The 18178-nt window shown below is 59.7% G+C and carries 13 protein-coding genes and 1 pseudogene; 6 read left to right on the top strand and 8 right to left on the bottom strand.

Annotated features, from left to right (window positions below):
- Window positions 1-2: 2 nt before the first annotated feature.
- Window positions 3-1271 carry a metallophosphoesterase family protein gene (locus GG26_RS11120; RefSeq protein ID WP_011431313.1) on the bottom strand — a complete coding sequence of 423 codons (1269 nt, stop codon included), beginning with the start codon at window positions 1269-1271 and terminating at the stop codon, window positions 3-5.
- Window positions 1272-1681: 410 nt separating this feature from the next.
- On the opposite strand from GG26_RS11120, the gene psaA reads away from it, so the two are divergent.
- Both psaA and psaB read left to right on the top strand, forming a co-directional pair.
- The gene (gene psaA, locus GG26_RS11115) at window positions 1682-3949 is read left to right on the top strand and encodes a photosystem I core protein PsaA (protein WP_414390601.1); all 2268 of its coding nucleotides are present in this window, start codon (window positions 1682-1684) and stop codon (window positions 3947-3949) included.
- A gap of 21 nt (window positions 3950-3970) precedes the next feature.
- Window positions 3971-6208 carry a photosystem I core protein PsaB gene (psaB, locus tag GG26_RS11110; RefSeq protein ID WP_414390599.1) on the top strand — a complete coding sequence of 746 codons (2238 nt, stop codon included), beginning with the start codon at window positions 3971-3973 and terminating at the stop codon, window positions 6206-6208.
- A 440-nt stretch (window positions 6209-6648) separates the two neighbouring features.
- On the opposite strand, the gene GG26_RS11105 is transcribed toward psaB, so the two are convergent.
- Window positions 6649-7479: a hypothetical protein gene (locus tag GG26_RS11105; protein ID WP_414390596.1), complete on the bottom strand. Its 831-nt coding sequence runs from the start codon at window positions 7477-7479 to the stop codon at window positions 6649-6651.
- Between the two features lie 1025 nt (window positions 7480-8504).
- On the opposite strand from GG26_RS11105, the gene GG26_RS11100 reads away from it, so the two are divergent.
- Both GG26_RS11100 and GG26_RS11095 read left to right on the top strand, forming a co-directional pair.
- Complete coding sequence (locus GG26_RS11100) at window positions 8505-9173, top strand: hypothetical protein (RefSeq protein WP_414390594.1); 669 nt, start codon at window positions 8505-8507, stop codon at window positions 9171-9173.
- A 66-nt stretch (window positions 9174-9239) separates the two neighbouring features.
- Window positions 9240-10325 (top strand): hypothetical protein, encoded by a 1086-nt coding sequence (locus tag GG26_RS11095; protein WP_414390591.1) that lies wholly within the window; start codon window positions 9240-9242, stop codon window positions 10323-10325.
- A 195-nt stretch (window positions 10326-10520) separates the two neighbouring features.
- Here the strand turns inward: GG26_RS11095 and GG26_RS11090 are convergent, their stop codons facing one another.
- Window positions 10521-12053, bottom strand: coding sequence for a leucyl aminopeptidase (locus tag GG26_RS11090; RefSeq protein ID WP_011431320.1), 1533 nt, complete (start codon window positions 12051-12053; stop codon window positions 10521-10523).
- A gap of 141 nt (window positions 12054-12194) precedes the next feature.
- On the opposite strand from GG26_RS11090, the gene GG26_RS11085 reads away from it, so the two are divergent.
- The gene (locus GG26_RS11085; protein ID WP_099887331.1) at window positions 12195-12968 is read left to right on the top strand and encodes a hypothetical protein; all 774 of its coding nucleotides are present in this window, start codon (window positions 12195-12197) and stop codon (window positions 12966-12968) included.
- On the opposite strand, the gene GG26_RS11080 is transcribed toward GG26_RS11085, so the two are convergent.
- The 5 genes from GG26_RS11080 to cfa all read right to left on the bottom strand — a co-directional run bounded on the left by GG26_RS11080 (window position 12965) and on the right by cfa (window position 17425).
- Entirely contained in the window at window positions 12965-13801 is an 837-nt protein-coding gene (locus GG26_RS11080; protein WP_414390587.1) for a metal ABC transporter permease, read from the bottom strand. The two genes, GG26_RS11085 and GG26_RS11080, sit on opposite strands and share 4 nt — an antisense overlap.
- Before the next feature lie 9 nt (window positions 13802-13810).
- The gene (locus GG26_RS11075; protein WP_414390584.1) at window positions 13811-14587 is read right to left on the bottom strand and encodes a metal ABC transporter ATP-binding protein; all 777 of its coding nucleotides are present in this window, start codon (window positions 14585-14587) and stop codon (window positions 13811-13813) included.
- Window positions 14584-15636 (bottom strand): metal ABC transporter solute-binding protein, Zn/Mn family, encoded by a 1053-nt coding sequence (locus GG26_RS11070; protein ID WP_414390582.1) that lies wholly within the window; start codon window positions 15634-15636, stop codon window positions 14584-14586. The genes GG26_RS11075 and GG26_RS11070 overlap by 4 nt, the downstream gene beginning before the upstream one ends.
- Before the next feature lie 52 nt (window positions 15637-15688).
- On the bottom strand, window positions 15689-16132 hold the full coding sequence (locus tag GG26_RS11065; protein ID WP_414390579.1) for a SufE family protein: 444 nt from the start codon (window positions 16130-16132) through the stop codon (window positions 15689-15691).
- Window positions 16133-16249: 117 nt separating this feature from the next.
- Window positions 16250-17425, bottom strand: coding sequence for a cyclopropane fatty acyl phospholipid synthase (cfa, locus tag GG26_RS11060; protein ID WP_414390578.1), 1176 nt, complete (start codon window positions 17423-17425; stop codon window positions 16250-16252).
- Window positions 17426-17611: 186 nt separating this feature from the next.
- On the opposite strand from cfa, the pseudogene GG26_RS11055 reads away from it, so the two are divergent.
- Window positions 17612-18111 (top strand): annotated as a pseudogene (locus GG26_RS11055) (ARPP-1 family domain-containing protein).
- Window positions 18112-18178 lie beyond the last annotated feature (67 nt).

Raw genomic sequence — 18178 nt, 5'->3', positions numbered from 1 at the left:
GGTCAGTCTTCTTCCCCCAGAAAGGCGCCGCTCAGGTGAGCGTACACTTCCGCTTCGCCTTGCTCATCTAAGATTTTCTCTTTGAGATCTAAGAGTAACCGTGCCAGCTCTTCGCTGCGCTTGCGGTAGTGGGCATGGCTGCTCAGCAGATCCCTGTAGATTTTCTCTTCAATTTGCAGCCTGCGCCCTTCTTCTTCGAGGGAAAGAGCAGCCGACCCGATCTCCAAAGTAGTGGCTTCGAAGCGGAAGAGAACCAGCAGGGCACCGGTAAGCTGCTGAATCTGCTGCTGCAGGGCGCGGCTATCCAACTCGTGCTTGGCAAAGCCCACCTGCCCCGCCAGCCGAAACTCCACCATTGGCGCTGGCCCACCTTCGGGAAGGTCGGATCCCTTGGCCAAGGCAATTGCGGCTGCAGCAATCTCTTCGGGCGTTTCCCGGCCCTTGGCCTCAAGAGAGATCCGTCGGTGAGGCCGCCGGTAGTAGTCCTGCACCAGCTCAGCCTGAGGCGGGCCCTCTCCCCAGCGGACGCGGTAGGCTCCCCGCGGAAAGTCCCACTCGGCAGTACTGTTAGCCTCCAGGGATCCCGGATTGAAGATCCAGCCTTCTTCTGTATAGCTTTTGTGGATATGTCCCAAGGCTAAATAGCCCACCCCTGCCTCCCGCAAAGGCAGCAGATCCCGGTAGCGCAAGGCGCCCTGGTAGCGAGCAATTTGGCCTTCCAGGCCGTGGTGGAACATGAGCACCACCCGCTCAGGGCCAGGGGGCAACCGGCGAATGGCCGCCGCCAACTGCTCAATCGACTTGGGGGCCGCCGACCCATACCACTGGGATCCGATCACCCGCACCCCACAGGGCAGATCCAGATAGCCCCCCCGCCCACCTGACCAGGGGCGCAGCTCTAAACCCTCCTCGCCTGCTTCCGGCTCCAGCAGGATCAGGTCGCCGTGATCGGCCAGGTAGCGCAGCCAACTGGTCTTGACACCGTAGGGGCGGCTGTCGTGGTTGCCCTCAATGGCCAAGACGGGGATCCCGGCCTGCTTCAGCTCCCGCAAGACAATCTGGGCTTGGTTGAGGACACCGGGCTGAATTTGCCGGTGCTCAAACAGATCCCCGGCAATGAGGACAAAATCCACCGGGTTCTGGATGGCATGGCGGCGCACCACATCCCGAAAGGCCAAAAAGAAATCTTTGCTCCGCTCCGGGCTGTTGTAGCGGTCGTAGCCCAGATGCACATCGGCCAGGTGCAAAAAGGTGCAGGTGGAAGTGGCCATCGCCCGAACCTGCCAGCAAATTGCCCACAGTTTAGCAGACAAACCTCAGTGCTCAACTAGATATAGGGATCCCTTCCCGGCCATTTGCGGCTTTGCTCGGGTTGCCACCCCTAGAGCTAGGCGCCGCCCCGCCGCGCTGCCTGTTGCCCAGTTCCAACCTTTCGTGGGCACAGCTTGGGTTGGTGAAAGTTCGTTACATATATTTACATCTTTATTGGAGAAACGATTGCCAAGCAACCCTAACTCCGATAGGGCAAGGGATCCCTGGTTTAATTATTGTGAAGCGACGGGGGGGTTACAAAGGCTGACCTATAATGCCAGGTAAATCCCGCCTTGGGAGAGATCCCCGAGCTTCACGGCTGCAGACAGGCGGGAGCGCTTCGTTCCTTGTCGCAAGAGAGGAGTTCTTGATGACAACTACGCCAAAGGAGCGAGAGCCAAAGGTCAAGGTTTCGGTGGATATCGATCCGGTCCCCACCTCATTTGAGAAGTGGGCCAAGCCGGGGCACTTCGATCGCAGCCTGGCGCGTGGGCCCAAGACCACGACCTGGATCTGGAACCTCCATGCTCTTGCTCATGACTTCGACAGTCACACCAGCGACTTAGAAGACGTCTCTCGGAAGATCTTCTCCGCTCACTTCGGCCACCTGGCGGTGGTCTTTGTCTGGCTGAGCGGCATGTACTACCACGGAGCTCAGTTCTCCAACTATTCTGCTTGGCTGGCGGATCCGATTAACATCAAGCCCAGCGCCCAAGTGGTCTGGCCCATCTTCGGCCAGGAGATCCTCAACGGCGATGTGGGCGGCGGCTTTGAAGGGATCCGCATCACGTCGGGTCTATTCCACCTCTGGCGAGCTGCCGGCATCACCAATGAGTTTCAACTCCTCTGCACCGCTATCGGCGGTCTGGTGATGGCTGGCCTCTGCCTGTTCGCCGGCTGGTTCCACTACCACAAGCGGGCTCCCAAGCTGGAGTGGTTCCAAAACGTGGAGTCGATGCTCAACCACCACCTGGCCGGCCTGCTGGGGCTAGGTGCGCTGGCCTGGGCTGGTCACCAAATCCACGTGGCCATTCCCATCAACAAGATGTTGGATGCCGGCGTGCCGGCGGCTCAGATCCCTCTGCCCCACGAGTTCATCCTCAAGCCGGCCCTGATGAAGGAGATGTTCCCCAGCGTGGATTGGGGCTTCTTCAGCGGGGTGGTACCTTTCTTTACCTTGGACTGGGGCAAGTACGCGGAGTTCCTCACCTTCAAGGGTGGCCTGGATCCGCAAACGGGCGCCCTCTGGCTGACGGATCAGGCCCACCACCACCTGGCCATCGCCGTGCTCTTTATCGTGGCTGGCCACATGTACCGCACCAACTGGGGCATCGGCCACTCCATCAAAGAGATCCTGGAAGCCCACAAGGGCCCCTACACGGGCGAGGGCCACAAGGGTCTCTACGAAGTGCTGACCAGCTCCTGGCACGCCCAACTGGCCATTAACTTGGCCATGGTGGGATCCCTGAGCATCATCGTGGCGCAGCACATGTACGCCATGAACCCCTACCCCTACATGGGCATCGACTACGCCACCCAGATCTCCCTCTTTACCCACCACATGTGGATAGGCGGCATCTTCATCGTTGGCGGCGCTGCCCACGGGGCCATCTACATGGTTCGCGACTATGACCCGGCGGTGAACCGCAACAACGTCTTGGATCGGGTGATCCGCCACCGCGACGCCATCATCAGCCACCTGAACTGGGTGTGCCTGTTCCTGGGCTTCCACGCCTTCGGCTTCTACGTCCACAACGACACGATGCAGGCGCTGGGCCGTCCGCAGGACATGTTCTCGGACACCGGCATCCAACTGCAGCCCATCTTTGCCCAGTGGATTCAATCCCTGCACACTAAGGCCATCGCCAGCACCGCTCCCTATGTGGGCGCTTCGGTCAGCCCCATCTTCGGCGGCGACGTGGTGGCTGTGGGCGGCAAGGTGTCGATGATGCCGATGGTGTTGGGCACGGCGGACTTCATGGTGCACCACATCCACGCCATGACCATCCACATCACCGTGCTGATCCTGCTCAAGGGGGTGCTGTTTGCCCGCTCTTCCCGCCTGATCCCCGATAAGGCCAAGCTGGGCTTCCGCTTCCCCTGCGATGGCCCGGGCCGCGGCGGCACCTGCCAGGTCTCCGGCTGGGATCACGTGTTCCTGGGGCTGTTCTGGATGTACAACGCCATCTCGATTGTGATCTTCCACTTCAGCTGGAAGATGCAGAGCGACATCTGGGGCACCGTCAACCCCGATGGCACGATCGAGCACATCACGGGCGGCAACTTCGCAACCAGCGCCATCAACATCAACGGCTGGCTGCGGGACTTCCTGTGGGCGCAATCGGTGCAGGTGATCAACTCCTACGGCTCGGAGCTGTCGGCCTATGGGTTGCTCTTCCTGGGTGCCCACTTCGTCTGGGCCTTCAGCTTGATGTTCCTGTTCAGCGGCCGTGGCTACTGGCAGGAGCTCATTGAGTCCATCGTCTGGGCCCATAACAAACTGAAAGTCGCTCCGGCCATCCAACCCCGCGCCCTGAGCATCATCCAGGGTCGGGCGGTCGGTGTGGCCCACTACCTGCTGGGCGGGATCGTCACCACGTGGGCGTTCTTCCTGGCACGGTTTGCCGCACTCGGCTAAGGCAAGGAGGAAGAGAAAACCATGGCAACTACTGCAACTCGTTTTCCCCAATTCAGCCAAGACCTGGCCAGCGATCCCACCACTCGGCGTCTGTGGTACGGCATTGCCACCGCCCACGACTTCGAGACCCACGATGGCATGACGGAGGAGCGGCTTTACCAAAAGCTGTTTGCCACCCACTTCGGCCATCTGGCGATCATCTTCCTGTGGGCTTCTGGCAACGTCTTTCACATCGCCTGGCAAGGCAACTATGAACAATGGGTGGCCAACCCCACGGGGGTTACCCCCATCGCCCACGCCATCTGGGATCCCCAGTTCGGCAAGGCGGCGGTGGAGGCCTTTACCCAACCTGGAGGCGGCGGCCCTGTCAACGCGGCTTACTCCGGCCTCTACTACTGGTTCAACACCATCGGCCTGCGCACCAACGGCGATCTCTACGCCGGCGCCATCGGCCTGTTGTTGTTGGCGGCGGTGTTCTTGTTTGCCGGCTGGCTGCACCTGCAGCCCCGCTTCCGCCCCAGCCTGAGCTGGTTTAAGAACGCCGAAGCCCGCCTCAACCACCACCTGGCCGGCCTGTTTGGTGTCAGCTCCTTGGCCTGGGCAGGCCACCTGGTGCACGTGGCCATCCCCGAGTCGCGCGGACAGCACGTGGGCTGGGACAACTTCCTCACCACGCTGCCCCATCCGGCGGGCCTAAAGCCCTTCTTTACCCTAAACTGGGGGGTCTATGCCCAGAACCCGGATACGGCCAACCATGTCTGGGGCACGGCAGAAGGGGCGGGCACGGCCATCCTCACCTTCTTGGGCGGCTTCAACCCCAACACCCAGTCCCTGTGGCTGACGGACATGGCCCACCACCACCTGGCCATTGCCGTGATCTTCATCGTGGCCGGCCACATGTACCGCACCAACTGGGGCATTGGCCACAGCATCCGGGAGATCCTTGGCGCCCACAACCCCCCCAAGGGCACTCCCTTCGGGGGCCTGCTGGGAGAAGGCCACAAAGGTCTCTACGACACGGTCAACAACTCCCTGCACTTCCAGTTGGCGTTGGCGCTGGCCTGCTTGGGAGTGGTGACCTCGCTGGTGGCGCAGCACATGTACGCCCTCAACCCCTACGTGTTCATGTCGATGGATCACACCACGGAGGCGGCTCTCTACACCCATCACCAGTACATCGCTGGCTTCTTGATGGTGGGGGCCTTTGCCCACGGGGCCATCTTCCTGGTGCGGGACTACGATCCTGAGGCCAACAAGAACAACGTGCTGGCGCGGGTGCTGGATCACAAGGAAGCGATTATCTCCCACCTGAGCTGGGTGTCGCTGTTCTTGGGCTTCCACACGCTGGGGCTGTACGTCCACAACGACGTCATGCAGGCCTTCGGCACGCCGGAGAAGCAGATCCTGATTGAGCCGGTGTTTGCCCAGTTCATACAAGCCTCCCACGGCAAGATGATCTACGGCATGGACGTGTTGTTGTCCAACCCGGATAGCATCGCCTCTACGGCTTGGCCCAACTACGGCAACGTGTGGCTGCCTGGCTGGCTGCAAGCCATCAACGATCCCAATGGGTTCCTCTTCCTGCCCATTGGCCCCGGCGACTTCCTGGTGCACCACGCCATTGCCCTGGGCCTGCACACCACCACGTTGATCCTGGTCAAAGGGGCGTTGGATGCCCGTGGCTCCAAGCTGATGCCGGACAAAAAAGACTTCGGCTACAGCTTCCCCTGCGACGGGCCGGGGCGGGGCGGCACCTGCGACATCTCCGCCTGGGATGCCTTCTACCTGGCCATGTTCTGGATGCTGAACACCATCGGCTGGGTGACCTTCTACTGGCACTGGAAGCACCTGGGGATCTGGAGCGGCAACACCGCCCAGTTCAACGAGAACTCCACCTACCTGATGGGCTGGCTGCGGGACTACCTCTGGGCCAACTCTGCCCAGTTGATCAACGGCTACAACCCTTACGGGATGAATAACCTGGCGGTTTGGGCCTGGATGTTCCTGTTTGGCCACCTGGTCTGGGCGACAGGGTTCATGTTCCTCATCTCCTGGCGCGGCTACTGGCAAGAGCTGATCGAGACGCTGGTGTGGGCGCACGAGCGCACCCCCTTGGCCAACTTGATCCGCTGGAAGGACAAGCCGGTAGCTCTGTCGATTGTTCAAGGTCGTCTGGTGGGCCTGGCTCACTTCACGGTGGGTTACGTGCTGACCTACGCGGCCTTTGTTATCGCCTCGACAGCCTCCCTATCTGGCTAGCGAAATCGAGTGGCTAAGCAACTAAGGGATCCCGCGGGGGGATCCCTTTTTTTGCTCCTCGGTCAAGCGAGAAGGGCGCTGTCGCTAAGTCCATGACTTGGCTGCACGAGGAGTTTCACCGGCTGGTTGAGTCTCTGTCTCAGGTGGATTAAGGGGCTGCCCGACTAGAGCTAAAGGACAGGGTTTCAGTTCAGAAAACGGGGAGCCGCCTGTATCGACTGTTGATGGGCCTTGTGCAAGAGCAGGCCCCTGTGCACGACCAGGATCCCCAACCATGAGCCGGAGCCCGATTTTGCGATTGCGCGCTTCCAGGAGGATGAGTAGCCAAGAATAGAGTTTGGCTCAAGTTTTTTGAGCAGATAGACGAAGGGCTCCCTAATCCGGCAAAAAAGCCCAGCTCTGAGGGCTGGGCTTGGATATTTCAAGACAGGCTGCTGAGGCTACAGCCGCACCTGCGTGCCCTCAAAGAATCCACGAATAATGAGAATAACTCCCCCTGCATCAGGAGTACCCGTATTTCCGTCGCCAGTTGGTGGGTTCGGGCCTATAACTTGGTTGTCAGTGGGGAACTCTTGCTCAATAAAGAATTGCCCAGAGATATTCGAGCCAGAGGTGGTTGGATCGAAAACCAAATTCAAGTTGCCTCGCAGCAGAGAACCGCCAATATCTGCCCTATTAAACGGCCCGGCCAGTTGTGCCCCAGCTAAGGTGCGGAAGACAAAATCTCCCGTGGTGGGGACAATGCCCTGAAGGATAACAGGACTGAGATTAGTTCCCTCCACAGGGGATCCAGGCAACGTACCTGTGGAGCGCTCGGTGCGCAAGGAGAAGAAGTAGTCAAACGCGGTAGGGGCACCGGGACGCTCAGGGACGGGCAACTGCGGGATCGGGGTGGGGAAAGGTCGCGGCGGCGGGCTGACCTGCACAAAGTTGAGGACTGTGCTGACGTTGGCCCGATCAAACTCCGCTTGAACACGACCGTTCAGTAGGCGGCGGATACGCACCAACTGATTGGGCAAGATGTTCGGTCGAGTCGGATCCGGAGCAAACAGCACCGACTGCGTACCCACCTGGGCAGGACGATAGACAATCTCCGCCTGGTTGGGCCGGAAGTTCAGGCGGGCATAGAGAGCCAAGGCGTCCTCGGGAGTGCCATCGCCCGCAACACCTCGCTGCCGCACCACAAAGCTGGCGGAGAAGGATCCCTGTTGCAAAATCACATCAACATTGCTTTGGCGAAGGTCTGAGGAACCGAAGAACTCGCCTGTCACCTCATTGAGAACACCTGGGACTCTTGCAGTCAGGAAAGCCTGACCCTCAAGAACTACTTGGTTTCCAGATCTGCTGACCAGAATCCTCTTAACTTGAAGAGTTATTCTACCTATTCTGGTAGGCTCCTCTACTTCTTCTTTACGCTCAGTTACTGCTAGGGTTCCGTCAGGTAGTAATATTGTCTCCGTAGCTGAGACTCTTTCTCTTAGCTGCGTGGTCACTATCTCACCCGAGAATGCCGTATTAACCCTGAGGCGACGGTCTCCGACTCCACTAGAAATCAACGCGAGACCATTTTCCGTTGAAAGATCCACGCGAGTGCTCAGCCTTGCGTTGTTTGGAGCAAAAGCCACAACCTCAAGTGGTGGAACCCGTTCGGCAATGCGAATGGCGATGCGGTTGTCGTCAGTGGGTGCAATTATGGCTTCTATGCCTTGCAGCCGAGCTTCACCGCTTCCTTGATTTGGCGATGACCGAACAGGAATAGAGACCCCGCCCCCAAACCTAGGGTTGATAAAGTCCAGCCGTAGACTGGTGGTCTCCAGCACCGAGCCGGGGGTAAAGCGATACTCCTGGGCCGAGACAAACGCCGTGGGATCCACCTGGACGGGCCCAGGCAAGGTCGGGGACTCATTAACCTCGCCGCAGCCGCCTAGCAGCAAGACTCCACACAAAACCGCCAACGAGCGACCTTTGAAGTTCATACGGCACTTCCTCACACACCTTAAATCTGGGCAAATCCACACAAAATGGGGAGAAGGCACCCAACCCCTAACGCTACAGGTAAGCTGGCCGCCCCTGCTCGAGGCTATGATACCCCATATCTAGGGGATAGGCCATTTCCAGAACAATTTCTTGCATTTGCTCTGCCGCTCGCTTGACAACGCTCTAGGATGCAGTAGAACTAACAGCAGGCATCCCCCTTGAAATTGTGCAGATGCATAAGACTTGAGCAAGCTCGGTGGATCCCCGCTGGACGCTGCCTAAGACGTTTGCTGTGGTGTGAGTGAGTGGAGATTTTTCGATGAGACGACGTTTTGGCTCAGCCCTTGGCCGTGGCGGCCTCTCTCTTTGGGCAACCTGTGCTTCGGTTGTGCTAATTACCGGCTGCAGTAGCGAGACCACCAGCGGGGTGCCGCCTCTACTGGCTTCTAGCGGTGCCACGCCTCCTCCTGTGGCCGTTGCCCCCACGATTGCCCCCAATCTCACGCCTATCACCTTCCGCCCTGGTCCGGATTTCGCCCCCATCACCCCACCGCCGGTTCAACCCGACCTTCCGGATCCGCCTAGTCTGTCTGGGGAGTTTAATCTTTTGCTGTTCCAGCCGCAAGGCCTTCCTAACATTCCGCCAGTGGGATCCGCCTTTGTAACTATCACCTTGCGCGGCTTATTTGCTCCAGGAGTGATCAGGAGCGTAGAGGTTCAGTTTTTTAACATCAGTCGCGGCACAGATATTACCGGTATCTTTTTGCCGACGGCAATTGAGCAGTTTAGAAATACGCTGATAGGCAGAGGCAATAGCTACGACGACCGAATCAACGGGATCACGCTTACCAACGGCTTCACCTTCCCGGCGGATCTAGCCGCCTACAACACCAACGTTGCTGCGGGAGAAAGGGTTTTGGTAATCGTGGTCATTCGAGATTCATTTGGTCAAGCTCTGAGGCTGGAAGCGCGCGCCCAAGCCACCTAAGCTAGAGCTGAGCAAAGCTGTTTGTATCTGTGCCACGAGAGAGTTGAATGGCAGGAGGATGAGGGAATGAAAACGGGAAAAGTAGCTGGGGTTTTGGCTTGCTTGTGCTTGGGCTTGCTAACAGCTTGTCAACAAACTAAAGAGGGGAATCCAATCAGCTCGCTGCCAGGGCCAATCATCCCTGTGCAAAACCCAAATACGGAACCCGGAGGAACGGGGGTAGGGCTGCCATCCACTCCTCCGATTGGATCTGTTCCCCCAGGTCAACCCAGCCCTCTTGTGCCCCCTCCTGTGTCGGCGCCGACGATCCCGCCCCTGCCCACTCCCAATCCCTCTCCCAGCATCGTTGGCCTGCCTCCAGGCCCCTTGGCTGCCCCGACGTTTACTAAGAGCTTCAGTCCTTCCACAACCTCACCAAACGCTCCCGTAACCCTAAGCTTCACAATCACCAACAACTCTGGCATCCAACTGACTGGCCTCAACTTTGCAGACAACCTGCCTGCAGGGTTAGTTGTTGCCACTCCGCCCAACTTCACCAATACCTGTGGTGGATCATTTGCTCCGACTTCAGGCGCGGCCCTAATCACTCTAAGCAATGGAACACTGGCTGCCAACGCAACTTGTACAGTTACTGTTCAGGTTGTTGCTGCAGGCACAGGTACCTATACTAACCCTGCCGTAACTCTGACCAGTAACCAGGCTCCTCCTGTTCCAAGCGCACCTGTCGATCTCTTCGTGATCCTAGCTACTCCTCCAGGGTTTACTAAGCAGTTTGTTCCTAACTCGACTACAAACGGCAACGTCGTAACTGTTGTCTTCACAATTACGAACACTGCAACTGTTCCCATAACCGGCCTCAGTTTCATCGACATTTTGCCCAGCACTCCGGCTCCAGGGTTACGAATTACGACTCCAGCAGTTACCTCAAACACCTGCGGTGGCACGCTGACAGCACTTGGTGGTACGACCACGATTTCTCTCGCGGGCGGAAGCCTAGCCGCAGGCGCCTCCTGCGTAGTTTCTGTATCGGTCGAGCAAGCTCCGCCCCTGCCTGCACCACCAGTGCAGTACGACAACCCTCCAGTTACTCTCTTGAGCAATGGCGCGCCGCCAGCGACTTCTGGTCTAGCTAGTGTAACTTTTAACCCTTGACCCAAGTAAAAGTGAGGCAGATGGGTCAAGCTGTGAGCATTCCTATGCTGCTCAAGACAGCTCAAGGAAAGGAGCTGCAAGCTTAGACAGCCCTGTAAGCTGCAGGCAATTCCCAGGCACTCTGTGCCGCTGCCGCGCCACCCCCCAACACTTGCGCAGGACTTTGGAACCAGCAGACAACAGCAGGCAGCGAGGCTAAGAGGAGGCGGCTGCCATCTCCCGTGCCAAGACCCATTCCACGAGGGTGCGCACGCCGTAGCCAGTAGCGCCTTTGTTGGTGTAGCCCGAGTCTTTTTCGGCCCAGACGGGACCAGCTATGTCTAAGTGGGCCCAGGGGGTTTTCTCCACAAACTGCTTAAGGAAGAGGGCGGCAGTGATGGAGCCGCCAGAGCGGGGGCCAGTGTTTTTCATGTCGGCTACGGTGGAGCTAAGGCCCTCGAAATAGCTCTCTTCCAGGGGTAAGCGCCAGATCTTTTCGCCCGAGAGGTTGGCTGCCTGCTGCAGCTCCTGGGCCAGCTTCTCGTCGGGGGTGAAGAGGCCAGCAATCTCTTCTCCTAGGGCAATGACGCAGGCGCCGGTCAAGGTCGCTAGGTCAACAATGGCGTCCACCCCCAGCTTTTCGGCAAACACTAGGGCATCGGCCAGGGTAAGACGGCCCTCGGCATCGGTGTTGTTGACCTCAATGGTCTTGCCGTTGGAAGCGGTGAGGATGTCACCGGGGTGGAGGGCCCGACCGCTGATCATGTTTTCGGTGGCAGCGACGATAAAGTGCACCTCTACCTGCGGCTTGAGGGCGGCTAGGGCCCGCGCAGCTCCCAAGACGGCTGCCGCTCCGCCCATGTCGGTTTTCATCATGGCAATGCTGCGGGAGTCGGTTTTGATGTTGAGGCCGCCGGAATCGAAAGTGAGACCTTTGCCCACCAGAGCCAGCTTGGCGACGGGATCCCCTTCCTTGGGCTTGTAGGTGAGGTGGATAAACTGGGGCGGCAGATCCGAGGCTTGGGCCACGCCGAGGAAGGCCCCCATCCCCAGGGCTTGGCACTCTTCCCGCCCCAGGATCTCCACCTCTAGGCCGTAGTCTTGGGCCAGTTGCCGGGCAGTTTCGGCCAGGGCAGGAGGCGTGACGACGTTGGCAGGGGCGGCCACCAGCTCGCGGGCCAGGATCGTCCCGGCGGCCATCTCGGTGGCCCGTTGCAGGGCATTCTCATAGTCCTGGCGGGCCTGGGCCAGCCCCGGCACCAGGAGGGTAACTTCTTCAACGGAGAAGCCGCGCTCTTCCTCGGGCTTAGGGGGAGATTTGAAGCGGTTGTCCTGGTGGGCCACCAGGAGGCTGGCTTCGGCCACCGCCTGCACCGCCCGCACCTGATCCAGCCCAGTGTCTGGCAAGGACAGCACCACCTGCTTGGCCTTGAGGCTGTGGGCCTGGCGCAGGCCGTTGGCAGTAGCCCGTCGCAGCGCTTCCAGGGTCAGCGCGGCGGGATCCCCCAGCCCCACCAGCACCAGCTTGCGGATAGGCCCCGGCAGGCGCAGGGCGAGGCTGCTGTTGGGCTTGCCCTGGAACTTCTGTTCTTGAGCTGCTTCCGCCACCAACCCCGACCACACTTTCTCGTCCAAGGAAGCAATTTCGGCAGGCAGCGAGAAGGTGGCGTTTTCGCCGCTGGGGGCAAAGCAGTAGACCAGGGCACATTCTGCCTGCGTTAGAGGGGGCTCGCCAAGACGAAGCTGCATGGGAAACCTTTGGCCAAGCTATGGACGGCAGACTTTCAGTGTAGCCAATTTGCCGCTTCTAGGACAGGGGATCCCTCGCCTGCCCTCGACGTTGGCTTCCCCAGCCAATAGCCTTTAATCAGGAAGGGAGAAAACCAAGGTATGGCCTGGCGGCGGCGTCACGTCCTTCAGCTTGGGGTTATTGCCTGCGCAATGCTCCTGGCTCTGGCGGTAGGAGGGGTGGGATCCCTGGCCCAGGCGCAGAGGTCGCTGGAAGAGCTGCCGCAGCCGGTTCGCCTCAAGTTGCCCCCCGGCCTAGCCCGCTACACCTACGACAAATCGGCGGGAGACTACTTCGAAGAAATCGAGCCGCTGCTGCCGGGCGGAGCTTATGCCCAGTGGGCCTTCTATCCCGTCCCCGTCTACATCCAGGGGGATCACCCCCAGTGGAAAACCTTTGTGGAGCAGGCGGTGAAGGAGTGGTCTGCTTATATCCCGATGCGGGTGGTGGCCAAAGAGGAAGAGGCCCTCTACGGGATGAGCATTTATCGCGTTCCTGGCATTGGCGACGGGATAGCGGGGGCAGCGCGCCCAGAGTTTTTCTTTGCCGCCGATGGCTCGCTGCAGCAGCGGGTGCGCATTGTCATCGCCGAAGGCCAGGGGCTGGCAGAAGTTACGGCAGTGGCCCGGCACGAGATTGGCCATGGGCTAGGGCTGTGGGGCCATAGTCCCAACCCGCGGGATCTGATGTACGGCGGCCACCACGCGGAGGCTACCGGCAATCGCCGCCTGCTGCGGGTGCCCACCATTACCAAGCGGGATCTCAACACCCTCAAGCGGGTCTACGAGCAGCCCACCCTGATGGGCCAGGTCTTTCCAGAGAGCTACCGCCGCCTGTTTGGCCAGGTTCGTGAGGAGATCCCCGCACCTGGCTAAAGCCGCAGCAGTTGCGACGCCCCCTTGGCCGCCATAGCCAGGAGAAAAAACAGCAACTGGGTGGCCACGATGCTGGGGCCGGAGGGCAGGTTGAAGGCGGCCGAGAGGAGGATCCCCAGCACCGCGCTCAAGCCCCCGAAACCCATGGCCAGCAACACATAGGTTGTAAAGCGGGATCCCAAAAGCCGCGCCGTCGAAGCGGGGATGACCACAAAGGCGCTTACCAGCAGCACCCCCACCGAGCGGATCGACAGGGCCACCACCAGGGCCAGCAACACCACAAAGGCCAGCCGCTGCCAGCCCACTTCCACCCCCCGCGCCCGCGCCAACGACTCATCCAGGGTCAGCAACATCTGGGCAGTCAAAGTCAGCCCAATGTACCCCAGGGCCAGCAGCAGGAGCAGGCCGCTCATCCAGAGGGCCGGCGGGCTGATGCCCAGGATGTCCCCGAGGAGCAGTTGGTTGAGGTTGCCGCGGTAGCCGGGGATCAGGCTGAGGCCGATGATGGCCAGGGCCAGGGAGGAAGAGTAGATGATGTTCAGCACCGCATCTGCCGAAAGCTGGGTGCGTTCCAGAATAAAAGTCACCCCCAGGGCAAACACCACCCCAAACACCATCAGCACCGCCGTAGGATTCAGTCCCAGAACCACTCCCAGGACAATACCCAAGAGCGCCGAATGCCCCAGGGCATCGCTAAAAAACGCCAACTGCCGAAAGATGGCAAAACTGCCCAGCAGCCCCCCCGTTACCCCTGTCAGGATCCCGCCCAGCAGGGCCCGCTGCATGAAGGGCAACTGCAGCAACTCGGCCACCCGCGCCCAGGTCTCCGGCATTTTTTCTCCTCAGTGATGGTGGATGTAGCGGGCAAACTCCGGCCCATAGACCTGACTCAACACCTCGGGCAACAGCGTCACGCTGGGGGATCCCTGGCAGATCAGGGAGCGGTTGAGGCACAACACGCGGTCGCAGTGGCGAGAGACCATCTCCAGGTCGTGGGAGACCTGCAAAATGGCCCAGCCCAGGGATCGGCGCAGCTCTTCCAACAGCCGATAGAACTCCCCTTCACTGGGGCTATCCAGGCCAGCGGGGGCCTCGTCCAGCACTAGGAGCCGCCGCGGCCAAACTAGACAATAGGCCAGCAACACCCGTTTCAGCTCGCCGCCGCTGAGTTGACCCAGGAGTTTAGAGGCCAGGTGTAGAGCCTCGGCCCGTTGCAGGGCTTTCTGGACGGCTTCCTGCCGAGCAGCTTGCTGCTGCCAGGGCCAGCGGGGTCTGAGGGATCCCCAGCCCAGGGCGACAAACTCGGCCACGGTCAGGGGGATGGCGGGGTTGAAGTGCAACCGCTGGGGCACGTAGGCAAGCTGCTGCCGCACTTTCTGGGGCAAGTACCCCGACAGGCGCAGCGGCTCTCCCAGGATCCAAACCGAGCCGCACTGGCGGGGCAGGATCCCCAAGATGGCCTGCACGAGGGTGCTCTTGCCGGCACCATTGGGGCCGACAATGGCCGTATGGGATCCCGCCTCCAGCGCAAACGACACATTCTGCACAGCCAACTGGGATCCCCGATAGACCGTCAGCCCCTCCACCCAAAGGACAACTTCGCCCAAGTGGGAGGTCATCGCCCCCTCGCCAGCAGGTGTTCGAGGGCAGCTTGGCCCACCACGGGCAACTGCAGGGGAACCCAGGCCTTTTCCTTCTCAAAGGCGGAGACCAGGTTCTCCACGTTTTGCCGCATGACGGTTAGGTAGTACTCCGGCTCCAGACCCTCTGGGCCAGCCGTTTCGATGGGATCGAAAACGCGGACCTGTACCCCCAGGTCTCGGGCTAAGACCTCAAAGGGGTTGTCTTTGCCCACTTGAGGCTCCACTAGGATGGTCTTTAAGCCCGACTGCCGTACCGTCTCCATGACCCGCCGCACATCTTCCGGAGAGGGATTGGCTTCCGGGATCTCCACCAAGAACTCGGCCTTGAGGTTGTAACGCTCGGCAAAGTAGGGGGCAAAGTTGTGGAAGACCACAAACTTTTTCCCTGCAAAGGGGGCTAGGCGCCGCTCAATTTCCTCGTCCAAAGCCTTGAGCTTCTCGATAAAGGCAGCCGCGTTGGTGCGGTAAATCTCTGCCCCCTCGGGATCTGCAGCCATGAGACCGTCGCGGATGTTTTCCACCTGCCGGATGGCCCGCTGCGGATCCAGCCAGATGTGGGGGTTTAACTCGCCGTGGCTGTGCCCATGAGAGTGCCCATGACCGTGAGAATGCCCATGCCCATGGCTGTGGGAGTGCCCATGTTCTGGCTCCTCAGTCCGCAAGGTCGGGATCCCTTGGCTGCTATCAATGATGCGCAGCTTCGGATTCCCAGCATTGGCAATCAATCCCTCCAGGAAGGTCTCCATTCCCAACCCATTGATCACCAGCACATCCGCCTGGGCCAGCAGACGCGCCTCTTCCGGTCGAGCCTGAAAGTCGTGGGGTCCCATCTGGGGCGGAATGAGAGGCGTCACCTCGGCCCGCTCCCCGGCCACCGCGCGGGTAAATTGCGTTATCGGCAGGATCGTGGTCACCACCTTCGGGGGGGTGGATCCCTGCTGGGCCTGGGACTCTTCTTGGCGCATCTGCAAGCCGCCCAGGATCCCGACCGAGAGGGCGGCCACCAGCGAGACCAGTGACCGCACAGGTCGAGCCGAACGCAGAGAGTTAGCTTTATCAGCCATGAGCCTTAGTACCTCACAAGACGACAGAGACAGCAGAGCCGGAAGCGCCTGACTTCTGAAAAGCCAAGGCCCGCTGCTGCAGCAGCGAAAACATGCTCACCAGGCCATTGCTGCGGGAAGGGCTAAGGCTAAAGTTGAGGCCCATCTCCCGCACAAACTCTAGGGAAACCTCCAGGATCTCCTCTGGGCGCAGACCGCTCAACCCCTCCGCCAAAACAGCCACCAAGCCCTTGACCAACTGGGCATCGGCATCCCCTTGGATGTAGACCTTGCCGTCTTTTAGCTCGGTGGCCAGCCACACCCGCGAGGCACAACCCCGCACCAGATTCTCCTCCGTCCGCTGCGACTCGGGGAAAGGGGGCAGGCGCTTGGCATAGGCCAAGAGCAACTCGTACTTCTGACGAGGGGTTTTGGCCTTTTGAAAGCGACCCACAATCTGCCGCAGAGCTTCGGGCATCAACCCACTGGCTGAATGAGAATGATAATCAAAATCGTAGCACGCTGCCTCAGAGCCTGCCGACGCTGTCAGGGGCAGCCTAGGTCAGCCAGCGCTTGGCGGGTATCCCAGACCTTGCTACCGCACCGAGCGATAGCCGCCTTTTACTCCCCTCGGGGAGAGGACCAGTTGCCAGAGCTGGCTGGCCCGGGCCTTGAAGCTGCCGGCGCTCATTAGCAGGTAAAGCCGCCACATGCGGCGGAAGCGCTCGTCGTAGCGCCTAGCCAGTTGGGGCCATGCCCGCTCAAAATTGGCGTGCCAAGCTTTTAGGGTGGCCACGTAGTTGATCCCAAAGTTGTGCCAGTCTTCCAGTACAAACAGACCCTCAAAAGCCGCTGTTATCAGACGAGGCGAGGGCAGCATCGAGTTGGGGAAAATGTAGCGTTCAATCCACGGATCCCGACCCTGGTAGGCAACGTTGGCGCCGATGGTGTGGAGAAGAAACAAGCCATCGTCTTTGAGGAGGCGACGGGCTACCTGCATAAATGTTCGGTAGTTGCGGTAGCCCACATGCTCAAACATGCCCACAGAAAGGATCCGATCAAACTTTCCCTGCGTCTGGCGATAGTCTTCCAGCCGAATCTCCACCGGCAGGCCCTGGCAGCGTTCGCTAGCCAGCTTGGCCTGTTCTTGGGAGACGGTAATGCCCACCACCTGCACGCCGTAGCGTTCGGCCAGGTACTGAGCCGTGCCGCCCCAACCGCAGCCAATGTCGAGCACGCGCATGCCGGGCTGCAGATCCAGCTTGCGGGCAATGAGGTCCAGCTTGGCTTCCTGGGCCTCGTCCAGGGTCTGCGCCCCCCCATCCCAGTAGGCACAGCTATAGATCAGGCGGCGATCCAGCATGGCTTCGTAGAGGTCGTTGCCGAGGTCGTAGTGGCGCTGGCCAACCACAAACGCTCCCTTACCCCGCTGGCGATTAACTAGGCGACTGTCCAACGCCAGCAGGAGCCGAACTGGCCAGCCCACTTGCTCCGCTGCCTGACTGGTGAGAAGACGGTAAACCAACTCGTCAATAGCCTCGCAATCCCACCAGCCCTCCATGTAGGCCTCGCCAAAGCCCAGGGATCCCTGGAGCAGGCAGCGCAGGTAAAGCCGCTCGTCGTGGACTTGTAGATCCCAAGGCCGCGAGCCATTGACGGCTATATCGGCAGCACTCAAGAGCCTAAGCCCATATCGGCGGGCCAGCCGATGCCAGATGCTAAGGCTTTTTTCCACTTCCAGGAACCCCCTGCTGAGGGCTAATCGCAACATGTATTGTAAAATGCGGTCTCTCCAGTTTGTTACTCGGCAGCGGCTCAAGCCATTGCTTCTTCTCGGCTCCCCAGCTTCTGTTGTTAATGCCAACCACTGCAGCTCTGGAGGAAGTTGAAGAGATAGTGCTAGCAAGCCCAAAGGAGAAATCGATGCTCAAACTGAACCTGCCAACACTGCAAGTTGGTGGTGCTATTCAGTAGGGCGGCTTTCAGATTTTCCCGCTGTTTTCTCCAGAGGATACAGAGAGAGGCTGCCTATCGCCTTCCAGATCATGGAGCTCAGGAAGCAACGATTAGTGAAATCAATCAGAACGGCGTTGTGCCGTATCTAGTTGTGGAAAACTACAGCGGTTTTCTCTTGCTTTTGGTGGAAGGGCAGGAGCTAGTCGGGGCTAAACAGAACCGCATCTTGAACACCGCTGTTTTGAACAAGCCAAAAAGCAAGATCACGATTCTGGCTTCTTGTGTGGAAGCTTTCAGGCACCACTTCCGCTCCCACCAAATGGAGGATGCCAATGCCTTGTTCCCAGCAGCTTGTGCTACGAGCTAAAAAGAGGAGTTTATCAGTCGCTCAAAAATAAAGCTGGTTACCGCTCAGACCAGGGAAGAGTGTGGCAAGCCGTTGCTGCTATCCAAAACTTTCTCAGGGTCAGCTCCCCCACCAACCCGTTCTCTGAAGTTTGACACTCCCACCGTCTAAAGGCGGGGGATTCTTACACGGTCGTCGCAAAGGCTTTGTCAAAGCGCCTCT

This window comes from Synechococcus sp. 'PEA 65AY6A-5F PE A' (assembly GCF_047462575.1).
Taxonomy (GTDB): domain Bacteria; phylum Cyanobacteriota; class Cyanobacteriia; order Thermostichales; family Thermostichaceae; genus Thermostichus.
The sequence above is the reverse complement of the archived record's forward strand: the minus strand, read 5'-3'. Positions and strand labels throughout refer to the sequence as shown.

Bases quoted from the DNA above. Each gene is read 5' to 3' on its own strand.
- GG26_RS11120 (WP_011431313.1), bottom strand. From the start codon at position 1,271: ATGGCCACTTCCACCTGCACCTTTTTGCACCTGGCCGATGTGCATCTG.
- psaA (WP_414390601.1), top strand. From the start codon at position 1,682: ATGACAACTACGCCAAAGGAGCGAGAGCCAAAGGTCAAGGTTTCGGTG.
- psaB (WP_414390599.1), top strand. From the start codon at position 3,971: ATGGCAACTACTGCAACTCGTTTTCCCCAATTCAGCCAAGACCTGGCC.
- GG26_RS11100 (WP_414390594.1), top strand. From the start codon at position 8,505: ATGAGACGACGTTTTGGCTCAGCCCTTGGCCGTGGCGGCCTCTCTCTT.
- GG26_RS11095 (WP_414390591.1), top strand. From the start codon at position 9,240: ATGAAAACGGGAAAAGTAGCTGGGGTTTTGGCTTGCTTGTGCTTGGGC.
- GG26_RS11090 (WP_011431320.1), bottom strand. From the start codon at position 12,053: ATGCAGCTTCGTCTTGGCGAGCCCCCTCTAACGCAGGCAGAATGTGCC.
- GG26_RS11085 (WP_099887331.1), top strand. From the start codon at position 12,195: ATGGCCTGGCGGCGGCGTCACGTCCTTCAGCTTGGGGTTATTGCCTGC.
- GG26_RS11080 (WP_414390587.1), bottom strand. From the start codon at position 13,801: ATGCCGGAGACCTGGGCGCGGGTGGCCGAGTTGCTGCAGTTGCCCTTC.
- GG26_RS11075 (WP_414390584.1), bottom strand. From the start codon at position 14,587: ATGACCTCCCACTTGGGCGAAGTTGTCCTTTGGGTGGAGGGGCTGACG.
- GG26_RS11065 (WP_414390579.1), bottom strand. From the start codon at position 16,132: ATGCCCGAAGCTCTGCGGCAGATTGTGGGTCGCTTTCAAAAGGCCAAA.
- cfa (WP_414390578.1), bottom strand. From the start codon at position 17,425: ATGTTGCGATTAGCCCTCAGCAGGGGGTTCCTGGAAGTGGAAAAAAGC.